This window comes from Bacteriovorax sp. HI3 (genome assembly GCF_059738875.1).
The window spans coordinates 1,545,223-1,561,424 of record NZ_AP026946.1 but is presented as its reverse complement, the minus strand read 5'-3'; the positions used below and the strand labels follow the sequence as shown (position 1 = coordinate 1,561,424).

Genomic DNA, 16,202 nt, shown 5'->3' with positions numbered 1-16,202 from the left:
CTCTAAAGAAAAACAAAGTCACGGATAAAAAATAAAATCTTAAATGCAAAACTATTCGCTTAACGACCTTCATTCTTTATTTTTATAAAACCACTGGATAAAAATCAAAGCCTGGGTCTGTCCAGTCAGCACTATCTAGACAATTGTAAGAAGAATACGTTTCAAAGAAAGGTTGTTACATGTTTTGGGGCCAATATGCGCCTGTTGAAAATAAAAAAGGCCCTCCGAAGAGGGCCTCTCATTGATCGTTATCTTAAGAAAAGCATGTCGTAGTATTTTGGAAGTGTGTAGAACTGATTTGGGATCAATTCTTCAAGCTCGTTACAGATACCGGCCATTGTCGTTACCATTGTCATTAGCTCGCTTCCAATTTTTTCTGCATACTTCTGGTGATCAGAGTGATCGCCTGAAAGTTCTTTTTGCAAGTTTGTAGACAGAGAGTGGATTTCATCAATCTTTGTCGATACTTTTTTGTAAGCATCCATTTCAAAATTTGAAGCTACACCAATTTCTTTTTGTCCCTTAATCAGGTTTGCAAGAACTGATTTATATTCAAGCCCCGATGGAATGACATACTGGTGAATCATGTCGATCATTGTTTCAAACTCGATCTCTCTGATCTTGATGTATCTTTCAAGAAGGATGTTATAACGAGTCGTCACCTCTTCTGCCTTAAAGATTCCGTTGCGAACCAGGAAGCTATAATCTTCTGCGTTCGTCATGGTCTTTAGAGCTTCTGGAGTTGTGCGAAGGTTTGGAAGACCACGTCTTGCCGCTTCTTGAACCCATTCTTTCGAGTAACCATCTCCGTTAAAGACAGCTTTCATTGAGTTCCCCATAAGCTTTTTAATTAAGCTCATAAGAGACTGATCTACCGTTTGCCCTTTTGCTTGCTCAGCTTCAAGGTAAGCGTTCGCCTCATTGAAAATGTCTGTTACCGCTGCATTTAGAATAGTCATTGGGAAACCGATCGCGTGGCTTGAACCGACAGCACGGAATTCGAATTTATTTCCAGTGAAAGCAAATGGCGATGTTCTGTTTCTATCAGTGTTGTCCTGTAGAAGATGCGCCAGCTGGTTTGTTCCAAGGTCGATTACATTGTTTGATCTTGGAGTGAATGATTTATCTTCCATGATTGTGTGGAAGATTTTATCAAGTGTATCCCCTAAGTAAGCAGAGATAATGCTTGGAGGTGCTTCGTTCGCTCCCAGGCGGTGATCGTTACCTGCTCCAGAGATCGCCATACGAAGTGGCTTCGAATAGCGGTGAAGAGCTTCTACGATAACAGCAACTGTTGCTAAGAAACGAAGGTTTGATTGTGGCTCTGATCCTGGCTCTAGCAGGTTTAATCCTGTGTCGTCGCTCATTGACCAGTTAACGTGCTTTCCAGAACCATTGATTCCAGCAAATGGTTTCTCGTGAAGAAGAACCATCATGTCGTGTTTTTCAGCAATTCTTCTCATCGTCGTCATAATCATCTGGTTGTTGTCAGACGCGACATTGGCTTCAGAGAAAATCGGAGCCATTTCAAATTGCCCTGGAGCAACTTCGTTGTGACGAGTTTTTGAAGGAATTCCCAGGCGGTGAAGTTCGTAATCAAGCTCTTGCATGAAAGCAAGAACGCGGTCAGGAATTAAACCGAAGTAGTGATCTTCAAGCTGTTGGTTACGAGTTGTTAGAGCTCCAAAAAGAGTTCTACCAGTCATAACTAAGTCAGGGCGTGCATAGTAGAAAGCTTTATCAACCAGGAAGTACTCTTGTTCAGCTCCGCATGTAACGTGAACTGAAGTTGTTTGTTTGTGTCCTGCTAGTTGAAGAAACTTTGTTGCTGCCGGGCTTAGTTTTGAGATCGATTTTAAAAGAGGAGTTTTAATATCGAGAGACTCACCAAAATATGAAACGAACGCTGTTGGAATACAAAGCGTTCTTCCGTTTGTTGTTTCAATTAAAAACATTGGGCTTGTTAAATCCCAAGTTGTGTATCCACGCGCTTCGAATGTTGAGCGAGATCCACCGTTAGGAAATGAAGAAGCATCCGGCTCACCCTGCATAAGCTGAGAAGCTGAAAGTCTTTCGATAGGTTTGCCATCTTTTAAACTGAAGAAGGCATCATGTTTTTCTGCCGTTCCACCTGTTAGTGGCTGGAACCAGTGACAAAAGTGAGTTGCCCCATTTCTTACGGCCCAGTCTGTAACCGCTTTTGCGATCGCTTCTGCGTGTTCTTTTTTAATCCCACGTCCTTCATCAAGGGCCTTGATGATTTCTTTTTTCGTAGCATCTGAAATGTCTTCTGATGTTTTGAAATCAAACGTGAGTTCGCCATAGTAATCACTTACTTTTTTTGGCAGTCCCAAATTGTCGAGAGGTACATTGAAATGTCTTGGATTTCTTGAAGTAGCACGGTTACGCAAACTAGATACAGAATCTTTCTCGATCGTCATACATCCTCCCCGATGAATTTTTGGCACGAGAAGATTGTAAAGTTAAACGGTTAGTTGATAAAGAAGATTTGTCGCAATTTTTCCTAAAGAGTGCGAAGGCACATCATCGCAACCATGGCGAAAAAAAGGAGTAGCGTACCAATTGTTGCCTGCATTTCTTCTGGCATCATAACGATTAATTCCTGACTAATTTTATTTTTCGTCTTCATTTATGCCAAAAAGTTTTAAACCCAGCAAGTCAAAATCTCTGAATGTGTAAATGACCTACTGGGTTATTTATGGTTATTGCCCTACTAAAATATCGTACTGAGACTTCTCTAACTTGTTAAAAGTGTTGAGAATTGTCTCTTTATTGCTTCCTTCTTCCTGCTCTTTAAAAAGTTTAGGAAGATCAATTTTAAGTGTGTAGTCCTCGTTGTATTGGCTGGCAAAGGTCCCCATTCCAAGTGTATCAACCTGGCCATTTAAGAGTGCACTGACGACGTAGTTTCCAAATTGGAAGGCCTCATACTCATTAATAAGCGTGAGAAAATCACTAAAAGAAGTAATCGCTTTCGCATGGTTCTTCTGCGCACTAAAGGCCGCTTTGTAAGCGCGTGCAATAGGATTGTTTAGTTTAAACGCCTCTTGAAACTGCGCCGAATGTCTTGTCTCGTGAATAAGAAGGAGCAGTCCCGCATGTGGGTTGCTATCTTTTTCCAGCTCGTCGATGTTGAGAAGAACTCTCCCCGTACCTGGATTTGTGATATCAAAATCAAAGTACGCTTCATTTTTTGTCGTGGTTTTATCAATGATAAGCTCTGGGGCTTTCATTCCTAGTGCCTTCACTTCAAGAGCAAAAACCTGGCGAAGAACTTTTTCTTTTTCTTCCCAAGGAAGCTCTTTGTATTTTTGGATTTTTTCTAGAAGAGCACTGTCTTCTTTTATTAACTTTATAAAAAGCTCGCGTTCTCTTTTGGATTTCTCTCCAATAAGTTTATGGAATTCATTCGCTTCCGGCTGAAGAGCAAAGGCCTCCGGGGCCAGTCTCTGAACTTCTTCATTAGCAAAATAGCGATCAAGGGCAAAAACATTTTGAGAACATACAACAAGCATAACTAACAGCATTTTCATGAGATACCTCCGCTATCCTACCATCCCCTTTTAGATTCTTTTTGGCTGTTGACAAATATCAACAACAAGATAGATAAATATCAACATGGAAAACTTCACAATATCACCTGATGACTGCCTCATTCTACGCGCTTTTAAAGAAGCGTCTTCCTTAAGGGAAGCGGCAAAAATACTCAACTGCGATCCTGCCGGGCTTCAACGAAAAACCCAGCGCATTTCCGAAGACTATGGACTCATTCAAAAAATCGACGGCCGCTGGGGACTCACCGACTCAGGTCTTGCTTTAGTTGGCTGGGTAGAAGAAAGTATCGCTGCTCAAAAGAAAGTCATGCAGGGTCATTCGACAATTAGGATTGCTTCAACCATGTGGTTAGTTGAGCAGTTTCTCATCCCTCACCTTACCCTTTTTCCCACGAAGGCCCATTTAAATATCAGCACTCCTGGAGGTGATATTGAAAACCATCTTATCACTGGGGCCTGTGACTTTGTTATTGTTTGCCATCCGCCGGAAGACCCGGCGATTGCTCATAAACAGCTCTTTAAAGAAGAATGGCTGGTGGTCACTCCTGCTTCATGGAAAACCAAAGGTCAGAAACTTTCAATAGAAGCTCTGATGAAAAAACCTTTCATTCGTCACGAGCAGATGAATCCTGATATTTTTTCTTTTAGCGATCTGTCCGCACAGACGGTTTTAACTGTTGATAGTTTGATTGGCGTGCGTTCGGCCGTTTTAAATGGTGTTGGCTGGAGTGTGGTTCCTAAAATTCTGGTACATGATTTGTTGAAAGAAAAAAAGATTGCTTTTGTCGAGCATGAGATAGAGATGGATAGAAAGATGTGCGTGTGGTGGCTTAGAAGAAGAACGGATTCGAAGAAGCTATCGACTCAAGTCTGTCAGTTTTTGCAAACAGCTTACGATAAACTCAAATAAAAAGCGCTCCCGAAGGAGCGCTTCAATCTCTTATGGATTAAAAACTTTCACGGCCTTGTCTTTATCGGCCACAGTAATCGCCTTAAGTTTTGCCGGCGTCACTCCGACATTTAAAGTCACAGTCTGAAGACTTGCCAGTCTTGAGATCATGAATGTGTATGACTCATTAGCTCTTAGGTATTTTGCATAATCATTGTAGCGGTCTTTTAGGACACGCATACCATTGATAGCGATGATTTCATCTCCTGCGTTTAATCCTGCTTTATAGGCTGGACCATCAAGAGTTACTGCTCTTACGATCACTCTATCCCCTGAGAACTCAGGGTCAAATCCAAGCCATGGTGATTCAGATTTATCCCACTCGAACTTTAATCCAGCTGTAGCACAGATGGACTCAAGATCAATTTCTTCAGTTGTTGAAGTCATCACTTCAAACTTCTCTCTGATCTCTTTTCCACCAACTTCTTCAACCATTTTGTAAACCTGTTCTGGGTTTACTCCACGCTCTGGATGTTTTTTATAATCATTCCATAGAAGAGTTAGAAGATCGTTAATGCTCTTTCCTTTTTCTGCCAGAAGGATGTTTAAAGCAAAGAAAACAATTCCACCTTTAAGGTAGTAACTCACACTTGAGTTGTTTGAGTTTTCATCCGGGCGGTAAAGCTTGATCCATGAGTTAAAAGATGAATCATCCAGTGAGTGAAATTTTCTTCCTGGAACAGAGAAGTATCTGTTCAGGTTATCTTTCTGCATTTCTAAGTATTCTTCCATCGTGATCAGACCCGCTCTATAGATGAACAGCTCATCCATTAAAGATGTCAGACCTTCAGCAAGCCATAGAAGTTTTGAAGTTGCTTCCTTTAAGTAGTTAAATGGCCCAAGCTCAAAAGGACGAATGCGCTTTACGTTCCATGTGTGGAAGTATTCGTGAGATACAAGTGCTAAATAGTTAATGTAACCTTTGCGGTTTGTAATTGCCGTTGGGTCAAACTGCAGTGCTGTTGAATTTGAGTGCTCAAGACCACCGTATAGGCCAGGAACAAAATGAGTCATGAAGGTGTATTTTTCATACGGGTATCCACCCATAAAGCCAGCGATGTGTTCAACGATTTTTTTCGTGTCTTCTTTTAGGTTTTCTTTGTGAGGAAGAAGGTTTCCATAGAAGGCCACATCGTGGGGAATTCCTCCGGCCATAAAACCATCAGTTTCCTGGCAACCAATCTCAATTGGTGAGTCGATCAGGTCGTCATAATTTTTTGCTGTATAGATGAAGGCTTCGCGCTTCACCGAAATATCTTTTAGTCCTGTTGAAACTTTTGACCACGATGCTGGGAAAGATAATTCGATCGTCGGGTCAGTTATATTTTTTCCTAACACACCCATTAGAAGAGTTGGCAAGTGTAAGAAAGCATGTGAGTCATCAACGTGTGATGTTCTTACTGTTAGCTCATGGCAATAAACATTGTAAGAAAGCGTAAATGTGTCAGCATCCTTAGTATTTTTTAACTCGCTTTTATTCCAATCGATATTAAAAGTTGAAACATCTGTTTGTTCGAGAAAAAGTCTTTCACCGTTAGCTGTTTCCGCTTTTAAGCTAGATAGATGGCGTGAATATTCACGGATTAAATAAGATCCTGGCGACCAACGCGGAAGAAAAAAGTCCAGTGATTTTTCACCAGATTCTTTTTTTCCTTGAATGACAACTCGAACTTGGTGCGTCGAAGGTGTTTCAATTATTAATTTATACGTTAGCTTCATAAAAAATTTCCTTTTTTGACTTGTAAATTCTTTTTTGGTTGGATAGTTACTGGTGCACATACAATAACACTAACGACACTTTTCCGCATGGGATTTTCACATGGGTTTTAAACAAAATAAGGTTAACAAGGACTTGGTCCTTCCGCCTGTGATCATGTTTACTGAGCGCGCCCTTGAACAATTAAAATTGATCATCGACAACGATTTTACCTTGGCGGGTAAGTACTTTCGTATTGTCGTAAGTGGTAAAGGTTGCGAAGGCTTTACTTACGCAGCAGGTTTCACTGATCTTCAAGAAGACGACTTCCAGGTTCGTATTGCTAATAGCAACGACGACATTTATATCGTTATTGATCCATTTGCTGCCTTCTATTTACAGGAAGCTTCTGTGGACTTTATTCAGGATTTCAACCAGGACGCTGAGGGCTTCGTTATTACGAACCACTCTCAAGGCGAATTCAAAGGGAAATTCTGGAGAGCAAGCCCAGAAAAAACACCTCCAGTAAAAGAAGGAGTTTAAAATGCTAGATTTTCGCTACCTGAAGGCCTTTATGCTTACGGCAAAGTACGCAAGCTTCTCAAAGGCCGCTGAAGAATTAAACATTGCTCAGTCAGCAGTTAGCCGTCAAATTAAACTTCTGGAAGACTCTCTTCAAGAAGAGCTCATCATTAGATCTAGTAAAAAAGTTATTCTTTCGGAAAAAGGAAAAGAGCTTTACCAGGCCTCTCAAAGTTTTGAGAAGACCTCGCTTCAGATTTTCCAGCGCGAAGATCAACTCCCACTTTCCATTGGTATTTTAGAAGGACTCCTTAAGAACTGGTTCACTCCTCTTCTGACAGACTACCTTAAAGGACAAAAGCGCGACGTGACAGTTCACGTGGCCGATATGCCTGAGCTGCGTTCAGGAATTGAAGAGAGCAAATTTGATGTGATCTTTGGAACGGAAAATATCCAATCAGAGCTCGTGACATCACTAAAACTTTTCGAAGAAAAACTAGTTCTCATTTCTAAAAATGAAGTGAACAGAAAAAAACTAAGCGATCAGCGCTGGGTGGTTTTTTCAAACAACGATCACCTGTTTAAACTTTCAAAAACTAAAAGTGAATCTATCGTCATGGTAGACTCATTTACGTCAATCATCTCATTGGTAAAAAACGATGTAGGGATTGCCATCATTCCAGATCATTTAATCAAGAAAGAAGACCAGCTCAAGGTTCAGGAAATCCCAGGACTGCCTTCATCTCAGATTTACATGAGCACACTTAACTACAAAAAGATGCCTGAGAGAATCAAGCATCTTTCTGATATCGTTAAGAAAAAATAATTTTTAAATTAATGCGCTTTCTTTTGATCGACGAGTGGCTTGTTTTTAACGTTGTCCAAGCTCTCGAAGTAATCATGGAAGTATCCGCTAAAGAAGTCATTGGCCTTCTTGAAGTCAGCACTATTTGTGTTAAAGAGGTTAATGGCATTATACGGACTTGAATCGTAAGGCCCAAAGCGCCCGGCCTGAGTGACAAAGACCATGATATCTTTTTTTCCTTTCTTCATTGGCATGTAAGTCGCAATCCATGTATCGACATCAACACTTCTGCCAAGGTTAGTATCTAGGACAATCCATCCTTTTTCAGTGTACACCATCGTGGCCACATGGTGTCCCCACACTCCCATATCACCGGCGATCCAGATCTTTTTAACTGAATCAGGATGCACTTCTCTTACTATGGCTTCCATATGAGCAATTGTCGCGCGTCCAAAACAAAAACCGATTGTTCCTTTTGGGTCGTAACAGTAATGGTTTTTATTGACGTTAGAGTCGGCCATTGCACGATAAATCACGTTGGCATCATCCATAGGAATGGCCTTGATTTTTCCGGGCACATCCTTTGGTTCAAATGGATCTTTTAAAAGTTGCTTTAAGTTGGCATTGTTTTTTAAGATCTCATCGTTTGAAATTCGTCTTTGGATTTCGATTAAGTTATCGCCACCATACAATCCTTCAAGCTCCTTAAGCGATTTCGCATGAGAGAAGACTTGAGCGGCAGGACCGTAGTGAGTTTTGTAATTCATGATGTTGGTCATGGCCTCAAAACAGGTCTGAAAATTTGCCGGGTCTCTCTCTGGAGACTCAACATGAACAGGTGTCTGTGAACAGCTAAAAAAGGTAAAGAGAACGACTAGAGGTATTAGTTTTTTCATACCTACTTCATCGGAGAATTACCCTAAGAATTTTAATAACAATTTTTTGATCTTGGCAGCACGCGACCATCTTCGCAGAGGTTTAATTCTAAATGCTTACCTTTTCCTGAGAGTTTTTGTAGATTATATTTTCGAATGAGTGGCGCCACTCGGCCTAGGCGGTCTTCGCTGCCAATGCTCCATCTAACTTCAACTTCTTTAGGAGTTTCATGCCCGAAAGCAAAGTAAACACCTTCTTCATTTTGTGAAGGAAGAGAGCCATAAGCGTAGTTGGCCTCGCCGAAATATTTTGTTTTAGTCGTTGAAAAAGTCAGTGTTGAAGAGATGCCGTGGAAGTTACTCTTCTTTCCTTGAAGGTGAAAGCGCATTGAGCCCTTTCCTTCTCGCTTAGTTTGATTTTCAAAAACATAGAGACGAGTGTTGATATCTCCAGCGCGCACTTTACTTTGCCCTGAAATAAAATCCATCACACCATCACCGTTTAAATCAATCGTCACAATTCCTGATGGGTTCATAAGATTGATCCCCAGCTCTTTTGCTTTATCATCGTAAGCGTGGTCCGGCTCCTGTTCAAAGAAGACCAGTCGTGAAGAAGGAGGAAAACCAGAGTTGGCGATTAAAAGATCGTTTAGCCCATCAAGGTTATAATCAATCCATGCTCCTCTTCTATCTCCCTCTGACCAATTCTCTTGTTTGTCTTGAAGGAAAAATTCTGAGCGGATAAATTTTGGTGGAAAAGTTTTTACTGAACCAGTCAGCACTGCTGATTTGTCGCGGGATTCAGGGTCGCTGTCGCGGGCCAGGTTTCCAACCACGATATCAACAATCCCGTCGTTATTGTAGTCGCCACATAAACTGAAAAATGAATTTCCTCCGCCTTTTTGATCAGCAGAGCCTTCATTGTCGGCCGCATAGCCTGACTCTACTGCGTAGTTAACGAAGTTTTTCCCGTCGATATTAAGCCATAGCTTATTGTAGTAGCCGTTTGAATTACTGGTCATGATATCGGGAAGACCATTTTTATCCACGTCGCACACACTTGCACCAAAAGTTGGTGTGGCATTCGGGTAAATCTTGTCCGATTTATTATAGTCGTACTCACCTCTTAACTGGCTTCCGACGTCGGTGAATTCAAAACCTTTTCCTTGTAAAAGATAATCTGTCACTGGTTTTGGATTGTTGTCTTTTTGTGAAAACCAATTGGCCAGGTAAAGATCGATTTCACCATCAAGGTTGAAATCTAAAGGCACAATACTCGCCGTGGGCAGAACTCCCGTTGGCAAAGAAGCCTTGGCCTGATAGCGAAGCTTTCCGTTTTCTACGATGCCTTTATAAACGCGCCCAGGGTACTGGGTCATCTCACTTCTTTGGTTGAGATTTCCTACAATGACATCGTAAATCCCATCGTGGTCCAGGTCGACAAAGTTGAGGTAACTTGCGCGCACAATTTCATTAAAAGGGTTTTCCCCTAATTTGAATTTTTTTTCTTTTTTATTGAAGTAATAAAATTTTGGAGAGGCATAAAAATCATCCAGAATTACCAGGTCAGTGGCCCCGTCATTGTTCACATCGACAGCATAAAGATGAACTGCTGAAACATCCTTAAGTCCATACTCTTCAGTCTTATCGACAAAAATTCCGCCAGATCTTTCAGGGGCAATATCGTAAGGAATCGACTGCTCACGAGGGCCGCCGAGATCTTTTATAGGCTGAATCTTTTTTTCAGCACACCCTGAGAGTAAAACCCCCAGGAGTGCCAAATAAAGGGACTTAGAAGTCGATGATGTCAAAACCGTATCCACCATTTTTTACAACTGTTTCAGAAATCTTGATAACGTTTTTGTCATTGTTTTTTGACATTGCCTTCAGATTTCTTCTGATTTTTCTTCCAGAATCATTGCAGATGAATTTAGTTAAACGAAGAACGTAGTCTTTTTGTTCCTGAGTTGCTTTTGAACTATTCAGGATAGCTGTCGTTCTTGAGATCGTTGCCAGGATAATATAAAGATCGATCACCATGTCAGCAAGGCGTCCTTGTGGAAGCTCATTGTCCACAATTTTCTTTCCGTATTTAATTAAAGTGTCTTCTACTGCGATAGCAAACTTACCAAGCATAGAAGAGAACTTCTCTGCCTGCTCTTTTAGCTCTGGGTGAGCTTTTGTAAGAGCTTTTGATCCCATCATATGAGACATTCTCTTTCTGGCAAATTTTGTAAACACACCAAGAGACTTAATTGGGTCTTGAAGCGCCTTTGAAACGTCAGTCACTTTTCCAAGCTCTTTCATTTCTTCAGATGGCCCTCTTACTCCTGATAGAGCAAGAAGTGCGCGAAGAATTTCGTTTGTTCCTTCGAAGATCATGTTGATACGAACGTCTCTCATTAATCTTTCATAAGGGTACTCTTTCATATAACCGTTACCGGCCGCAATTTGCATTGCCATATCAATGCTTGCCCAAAGAGACTCTGAACCGTAGATCTTACAAACAGCTGTCTCCATATAGTAATCGTTCATGCCTTTGATCATGTTCCCTGTTGTCAGGTAAACCATACTCTCCGCTGCATAAGTCATCGCCGCCATTTTTGTCAGCTTATCCTGAATTAATCCAAACTCGGCAATAGGACGATCGAATTGTTTTCTGTTTGTAGCGTGAGCTGTGGCCATTTCAAGAATCATCTTCATTCCAGAAACACATCCTGCTCCCAGAGATAGTCTTCCCGAGTTAAGAACATTCATCGCAATCTTGAAACCTTTTCCAAGCTCACCAAGAATATTTTCTTTTGGAACGACAACTTTATCAAAATAAACAGCGCGGGTTTCACTCGCACGAATCCCCATTTTGTTTTCTTTTTCACCAAAAGAAAGTCCTGGAGATCCACCTTCTACGATGAAGCAGGAAATTTTTTCCACAGTCTTACCGTCAATCACGTGCTCTGTTTTACAGAAAACTGAATAAAAACCTGCCAGACCACCATTAGTAATCCAAAGTTTTTGTCCGGTAATAGTGTATGTTCCATCCTTATTATCAACAGCTTTTGTTTTAATTGAGTATGCATCTGACCCAGAACCTGGCTCAGTTAAACAAAAAGCTGCGATCACTTCACCACTTGCCAGGCGAGGAAGCCATTTCTTTTTTTGCTCAGGTGTCCCTTCATTTAAAAGAGCACGGTAACCAATCGACTGGTGAGCCCCGATCATCGTCGCCACTGAACCATCATGACTTGCTACTTGAGCAAACACGCGACAATAAAGTGAGTAATCAAGACCTAGACCACCCAAATCCTCAGGAACTCCCAGACCTAAAAGACCCATTTCAGCGAGTCCTTGAATGACTTCTTTTGGAAGGTGAGCTTCTTTATCAAACTTCTCTCCGTTAATATTGTCTTTTGCGAAAGCATCAACTGCTGCCGTCATTTCCTTGGCCATTTCAACTTGAGAGTCTGAAAAGTGTGGAAAAGGAAAAACCAGGTTTTCGTTGATTTCACCGAAAAAGAGAGACCCTACTACTGATTCTAATTGTCCGTTCGAATTACTTGCCATTTTTGATCACCTTTTATGATTGAAACGTTGAATTTAATACATTTACTAGGATACTCAATCTTTCCAAAAAGAGAAATGAAAACAAAGACCAATCTGTTTACTCAGGTACAAAAGAATCTTATTGCTACAAGTCTTCTAACTTCTTAGAATAGAAGAATAACTATAAATTTGATCCACCATGGATGGTGAATTTGAAAGCTTTATTAATGTTGTTCAAAATTAACATGATGTTAAAACAAATATGAAAAAATTTAATTTCAATTTTAAGTTCTTAGATCGTTTCAAAAAGTCTAAACAAGACCACGATGAAAATCTTGAAGAACAAACCGATCAAACAGACACTGATTACGATCAAGAAGACGACGACTCCCCTGTTCAATTCACAGAGATGCGCAGAGATGGACAAGAGTCCGAGGCCATCGCTGGTGATGAATCTTATACTGATGAAAACCCAGAAGTTTTTGCAGAGAAAACTCTCAGCAACTACAACCTCAATAAATTCAGAGAAGAAAACCAACACCTGGTTAATGACTACAGTGAATCAGATAAAACTGATCACAATATGAGTTTTGAAGAAATGGAAATGGACCCGCCTGAAAAGCCGGAGTCTGTCGGCCGTTTTAAATTTAAATTTCCTAAATTTGGTGCAGGAAGTGGCGAGCGAATCAGAGAGAGATTCTCTGGTGCTTCTCCAATGAAAAGTATCGATAAATTTAGCTGGAACGATTTCATTTTAAAGCTTTTCTCTCCTTACACACGTGGAAAAATCCACGGTGTATTTATCATTCTTCTGGTTGTCACGTTCACTTATTTAATTGGTAAAACAGCTGCTCTTTTTATTGGTCGCGGAACTCCGATGGTTTCAACAGTAAAAGGGAATATCAGTGTTCCAATTGAAAAATCGGACACAACTCTTCAAGACATCAACCGCATTTCTTCAACAAACCTCTTCAATGTTAAAGAAAGCGATAAGGCCGGTGATAAAGGTCCAAAAATCGACATCGCGAGCATCGTCTGTACGGATGCTGAACGCCCTACTTCTGAACCACTGAAACTTCTGGATACAATTGTTCTTCAAGACTCGGTAAAATCTGTGGCTTCAGTTCAAGTTCGCGGATCAAGTGAACTAGTCAATGTGAGAGAAGGTGAACAACTAAACAATGCTGTTGAAGTTTCAAGAATCAACCGCATGAAAATCATTTTAAAGAACCTGACAACAGGTGAATGTGAATACATCGCCAGTGAAGAGGAAGATGCTCCGATTATGCCTCCGATGAAAATCGTTTCTCCAAAAGTTGGGCAAAAAATGTTTAAGAGCCTTAACCCAAGTATTAAAAACGTAGGGAACTCTTTTAAAATTAAGCGCGCTTTCAGAGACAGCATGATCAGCAACATGAGCGAAGTCTTGACTCAGGCCAAGGCGGTTCAGATCACCAACCCGGATGGATCACTGGCATTTAAGATGACAGAAGTTGTTCCAGGGTCAATCTACTCTCAGCTTAATATCCAGAACGATGACGTAATCACGTCAATTAATGGAAAGAAAATTGAAAATCTCAATGAACTTATGACTCTTCTTGGACGAATCAAAGAAATTGACCAGTTCCAGATCGGCCTTAAGAGAAATGGAATGAACGAAACATTAGAATACGGGTTTGAATAAAAATATTTAATTTGGACGTTTAAATGAAAAAAAATGTTAATCTCTCGAAAGTCTTAACCGCGTCTCTCCTACTTACCACAGTGGGGCTATCGCCTGAAGTAAGAGCACAGTTTGACAAATTTAAGAGCAAAACAAAATTCAACCGCCCAAGTGGAGCGGCCAACGCTAAAAAAGGTGTTAACACTCCTTCTGATATCTCTATTCCGGATACAGGAAAATCGGCAAGCTCATTACTAGATGCTTCGGCACAGGATACGACCAATTTTGCTCCAGGTGATGATGAAGGTGGCGATGAAATGGCCGATGAAGGAAGCGATTCATTCGAAGAAAGCTCTCGTGGTGGAAGCGGATCATCTGATACTTTCGGAAGAAAAAGAACGGGGTCTGCAAGCCCTACAAAAACAGATAAAAAGTACGTTAACCTAAACCCTGAAACGGCCTTTGGTCCTGAAGTTGTCACGAGCTTCGACTTCCCGAACGTCTCGATTTTAGATTTAACAAAACATATGCAAAAACTTACAGGATTAAACCTAATCCTGGATAAAGACATTAAAGGAAAGATCTCGATCTCTTCACCTACTCCAATCACGATTGGAGATGCGTGGAAAGCTTACCTTCAGGCCCTATCAATCAATGGGTACTCACTGGTAAAATCAGGGGCCTTCTACACGATCGTTAACAACCGCGATATCAGATACTCTCCAACGACGATGTATACGGGGACCTACACTCCGAATACTGAAAACTACGTGATGCAGATTATCCCGCTAAAGTATGTTAACTCGCGCGAAGTCGCTAACTCTTTCCGTCCATTCATGTCTCGTTACGGAAGAATCATCGAAATCAAGCAAACCAACACGGTTATCGTTCAGGAAACAGGAACGCACATCAACCGTCTAATGAAGCTAATTAAGTTCATCGATATCCCTGGACACGAAGAGTCTCTGCAAATTATTAAGGTAAGAAACTCATCAGCTCAAGAGATCGCAACTCTATTAGATAAAATTTTAAAGAACGGATCAGGAGCTGGTGGAGTTCCAAGAACAAACACTGTGGCCTCGGGATCAGGTTCAACATCTCAATCAAATATCTCTCGCATCATTGCTGAGCCAAGAACGAACTCAATTATCGCCATGGCAAACTCTGATGGGGCACGCGAACTTAGAGGCCTCATTGAAAAACTAGACGTTAAAGTTGTCGCTGCAGGTTCTGGACAAATCCACGTTTATTACCTGAACTACGGTGACTCTGAGGCCCTGGCAAAAACTCTTTCATCTCTGGTTGGAAACGCACCGAGATCAGGAGCTGCTGGTGGTTTAACTCGCTTTACATCGCCAACAAGTGGAACAGCAACAACGGCCACTCTTTTTAACAGCGAAGTAAAAATCACTTCTGATAAAGAAAACAACGCCCTTGTCGTAACGGCCTCTCCTACTGACTACGAAACTGTAAAAACAGTTATCGCTCAGCTGGATATCCCACGCGACCAGGTTTATGTTGAAGGTCTAATGATGGAAACTCAGGTTTCCAGAGGACAAGGATTCGGGATCAGCTTAATTGGAGCTTACGGTTCTGGTGGATCGCAAAAAGCTGGTTACGGTAACACAAACGATCTTCTTTCTCTTATGACAAACAATATCACTAACCTTTCAGGACTTTTCGTTGGTGGTGGTATCGGAAGAAAAGTTGACCTTAAGACACCAGATGGAAATACAATTCAGGTCAATTCGGTTAACGGTCTAATCACTGCGATTGCAACAAACGCAGGAACAAACGTTCTGGCGACTCCACAAATCCTGACAATGGATAACGTTGAAGGGGCATTCGAGTCTGGGGAAGAAGTTCCAACAACTGAAACAACGAGTGCAACGAATGGTTCAACGACCAACTCGATTAAAATGCAAAAGGTTTCACTTAACTTAAAAATCACTCCGCAAATCAACAAAGTTACACGCTTTGTAAAACTTAAAATCGACCAGAAAATTGTCGACTTCTCGGGAAGACAAGTGAACTCTACTCAAGGTGGGGTTGGGACAGTTATCAGAGCATTTAACACGACAGTCGTTGTGCGCGATAAAGACACAATCGCTATGGGTGGTTTAATGCGTGATAAAGAAACAAACACAACAAGTAAAGTTCCTTTACTGGGAGATATCCCGGTACTAGGTTGGTTATTTAAAAACACGACGAAGTCGGTTGAAAAAGTTAACCTACTCTTCTTCATGACGCCAAAAATCCTGGCCTCATATGAAAAAACAAACGCTGAAAACGTAAAAGACCTGCTTAACCGCCGTCAGTCTCACTTAAAGAACATGGTCGGAGACGACGATGCCTTCTCTACTACGGTTAAGGGACTTTACGACAAAGCTAAAAAACAAGGTGAAGGTCCTCTGTACGATACAAGTGAAACTGAAAAGTACAAAGACAGAAATGAAGCTATTGGTGTAGATGCAACTGAAGGCAATGTTCCTGATTATCAGGAAATTATCCAGAAAGCAGAAAACAAGCCGGCGGGAACAACTGATCCGGTGACATCAGTACAGTAATTTAATTTTT

12 protein-coding genes are annotated in these 16,202 nt (G+C 41.1%); 5 read left to right on the top strand and 7 right to left on the bottom strand.

Going from position 1 to position 16,202, the window contains the following annotated elements; all coding sequences use genetic code 11:
• Positions 1 to 248 precede the first annotated feature (248 nt).
• The 3 genes from AC6JA8_RS07795 to AC6JA8_RS07785 all read right to left on the bottom strand — a co-directional run bounded on the left by AC6JA8_RS07795 (position 249) and on the right by AC6JA8_RS07785 (position 3,554).
• Positions 249 to 2,441 (bottom strand): glutamine synthetase III family protein, encoded by a 2,193-nt coding sequence (locus tag AC6JA8_RS07795; RefSeq protein ID WP_497976561.1) that lies wholly within the window; start codon positions 2,439 to 2,441, stop codon positions 249 to 251.
• A gap of 83 nt (positions 2,442 to 2,524) precedes the next feature.
• Positions 2,525 to 2,650: a hypothetical protein gene (locus AC6JA8_RS07790; RefSeq protein WP_272868927.1), complete on the bottom strand. Its 126-nt coding sequence runs from the start codon at positions 2,648 to 2,650 to the stop codon at positions 2,525 to 2,527.
• A 73-nt stretch (positions 2,651 to 2,723) separates the two neighbouring features.
• Entirely contained in the window at positions 2,724 to 3,554 is an 831-nt protein-coding gene (locus tag AC6JA8_RS07785) for a hypothetical protein (protein WP_497976560.1), read from the bottom strand.
• Between the two features lie 85 nt (positions 3,555 to 3,639).
• Between AC6JA8_RS07785 and AC6JA8_RS07780 the strand changes: the two genes are divergently transcribed.
• Positions 3,640 to 4,485 carry a LysR family transcriptional regulator gene (locus AC6JA8_RS07780; protein WP_497976559.1) on the top strand — a complete coding sequence of 282 codons (846 nt, stop codon included), beginning with the start codon at positions 3,640 to 3,642 and terminating at the stop codon, positions 4,483 to 4,485.
• A 30-nt stretch (positions 4,486 to 4,515) separates the two neighbouring features.
• Here AC6JA8_RS07780 and AC6JA8_RS07775 read toward each other — a convergent pair whose 3' ends face one another.
• Positions 4,516 to 6,243, bottom strand: a complete 1,728-nt coding sequence (locus AC6JA8_RS07775; protein WP_497976558.1) for a M61 family metallopeptidase — start codon at positions 6,241 to 6,243, stop codon at positions 4,516 to 4,518.
• A 100-nt stretch (positions 6,244 to 6,343) separates the two neighbouring features.
• On the opposite strand from AC6JA8_RS07775, the gene AC6JA8_RS07770 reads away from it, so the two are divergent.
• Together AC6JA8_RS07770 and AC6JA8_RS07765 are read left to right on the top strand one after the other, a co-directional pair.
• Positions 6,344 to 6,763 carry a HesB/IscA family protein gene (locus AC6JA8_RS07770; protein WP_491634885.1) on the top strand — a complete coding sequence of 140 codons (420 nt, stop codon included), beginning with the start codon at positions 6,344 to 6,346 and terminating at the stop codon, positions 6,761 to 6,763.
• 1 nt (position 6,764) lies between these two features.
• Positions 6,765 to 7,568 carry a LysR family transcriptional regulator gene (locus AC6JA8_RS07765; protein ID WP_497976557.1) on the top strand — a complete coding sequence of 268 codons (804 nt, stop codon included), beginning with the start codon at positions 6,765 to 6,767 and terminating at the stop codon, positions 7,566 to 7,568.
• A gap of 8 nt (positions 7,569 to 7,576) precedes the next feature.
• Here the strand turns inward: AC6JA8_RS07765 and AC6JA8_RS07760 are convergent, their stop codons facing one another.
• Genes AC6JA8_RS07760 through AC6JA8_RS07750 form a run of 3 tightly spaced genes read right to left on the bottom strand, consistent with a single transcriptional unit; the run spans position 7,577 to position 11,983 of the window.
• Positions 7,577 to 8,443 (bottom strand): hypothetical protein, encoded by an 867-nt coding sequence (locus AC6JA8_RS07760; protein ID WP_497976556.1) that lies wholly within the window; start codon positions 8,441 to 8,443, stop codon positions 7,577 to 7,579.
• Positions 8,444 to 8,475: 32 nt separating this feature from the next.
• Complete coding sequence (locus AC6JA8_RS07755) at positions 8,476 to 10,233, bottom strand: FG-GAP repeat domain-containing protein (RefSeq protein ID WP_497976555.1); 1,758 nt, start codon at positions 10,231 to 10,233, stop codon at positions 8,476 to 8,478.
• On the bottom strand, positions 10,214 to 11,983 hold the full coding sequence (locus AC6JA8_RS07750) for an acyl-CoA dehydrogenase family protein (RefSeq protein WP_497976554.1): 1,770 nt from the start codon (positions 11,981 to 11,983) through the stop codon (positions 10,214 to 10,216). Before AC6JA8_RS07750 ends, AC6JA8_RS07755 begins: the two co-directional genes overlap by 20 nt.
• 241 nt (positions 11,984 to 12,224) lie before the next feature.
• On the opposite strand from AC6JA8_RS07750, the gene AC6JA8_RS07745 reads away from it, so the two are divergent.
• The gene (locus AC6JA8_RS07745; RefSeq protein ID WP_497976553.1) at positions 12,225 to 13,646 is read left to right on the top strand and encodes a PDZ domain-containing protein; all 1,422 of its coding nucleotides are present in this window, start codon (positions 12,225 to 12,227) and stop codon (positions 13,644 to 13,646) included.
• Positions 13,647 to 13,669: 23 nt separating this feature from the next.
• The gene (gspD, locus tag AC6JA8_RS07740; protein ID WP_497976552.1) at positions 13,670 to 16,192 is read left to right on the top strand and encodes a type II secretion system secretin GspD; all 2,523 of its coding nucleotides are present in this window, start codon (positions 13,670 to 13,672) and stop codon (positions 16,190 to 16,192) included.
• Positions 16,193 to 16,202: the final 10 nt, after the last annotated feature.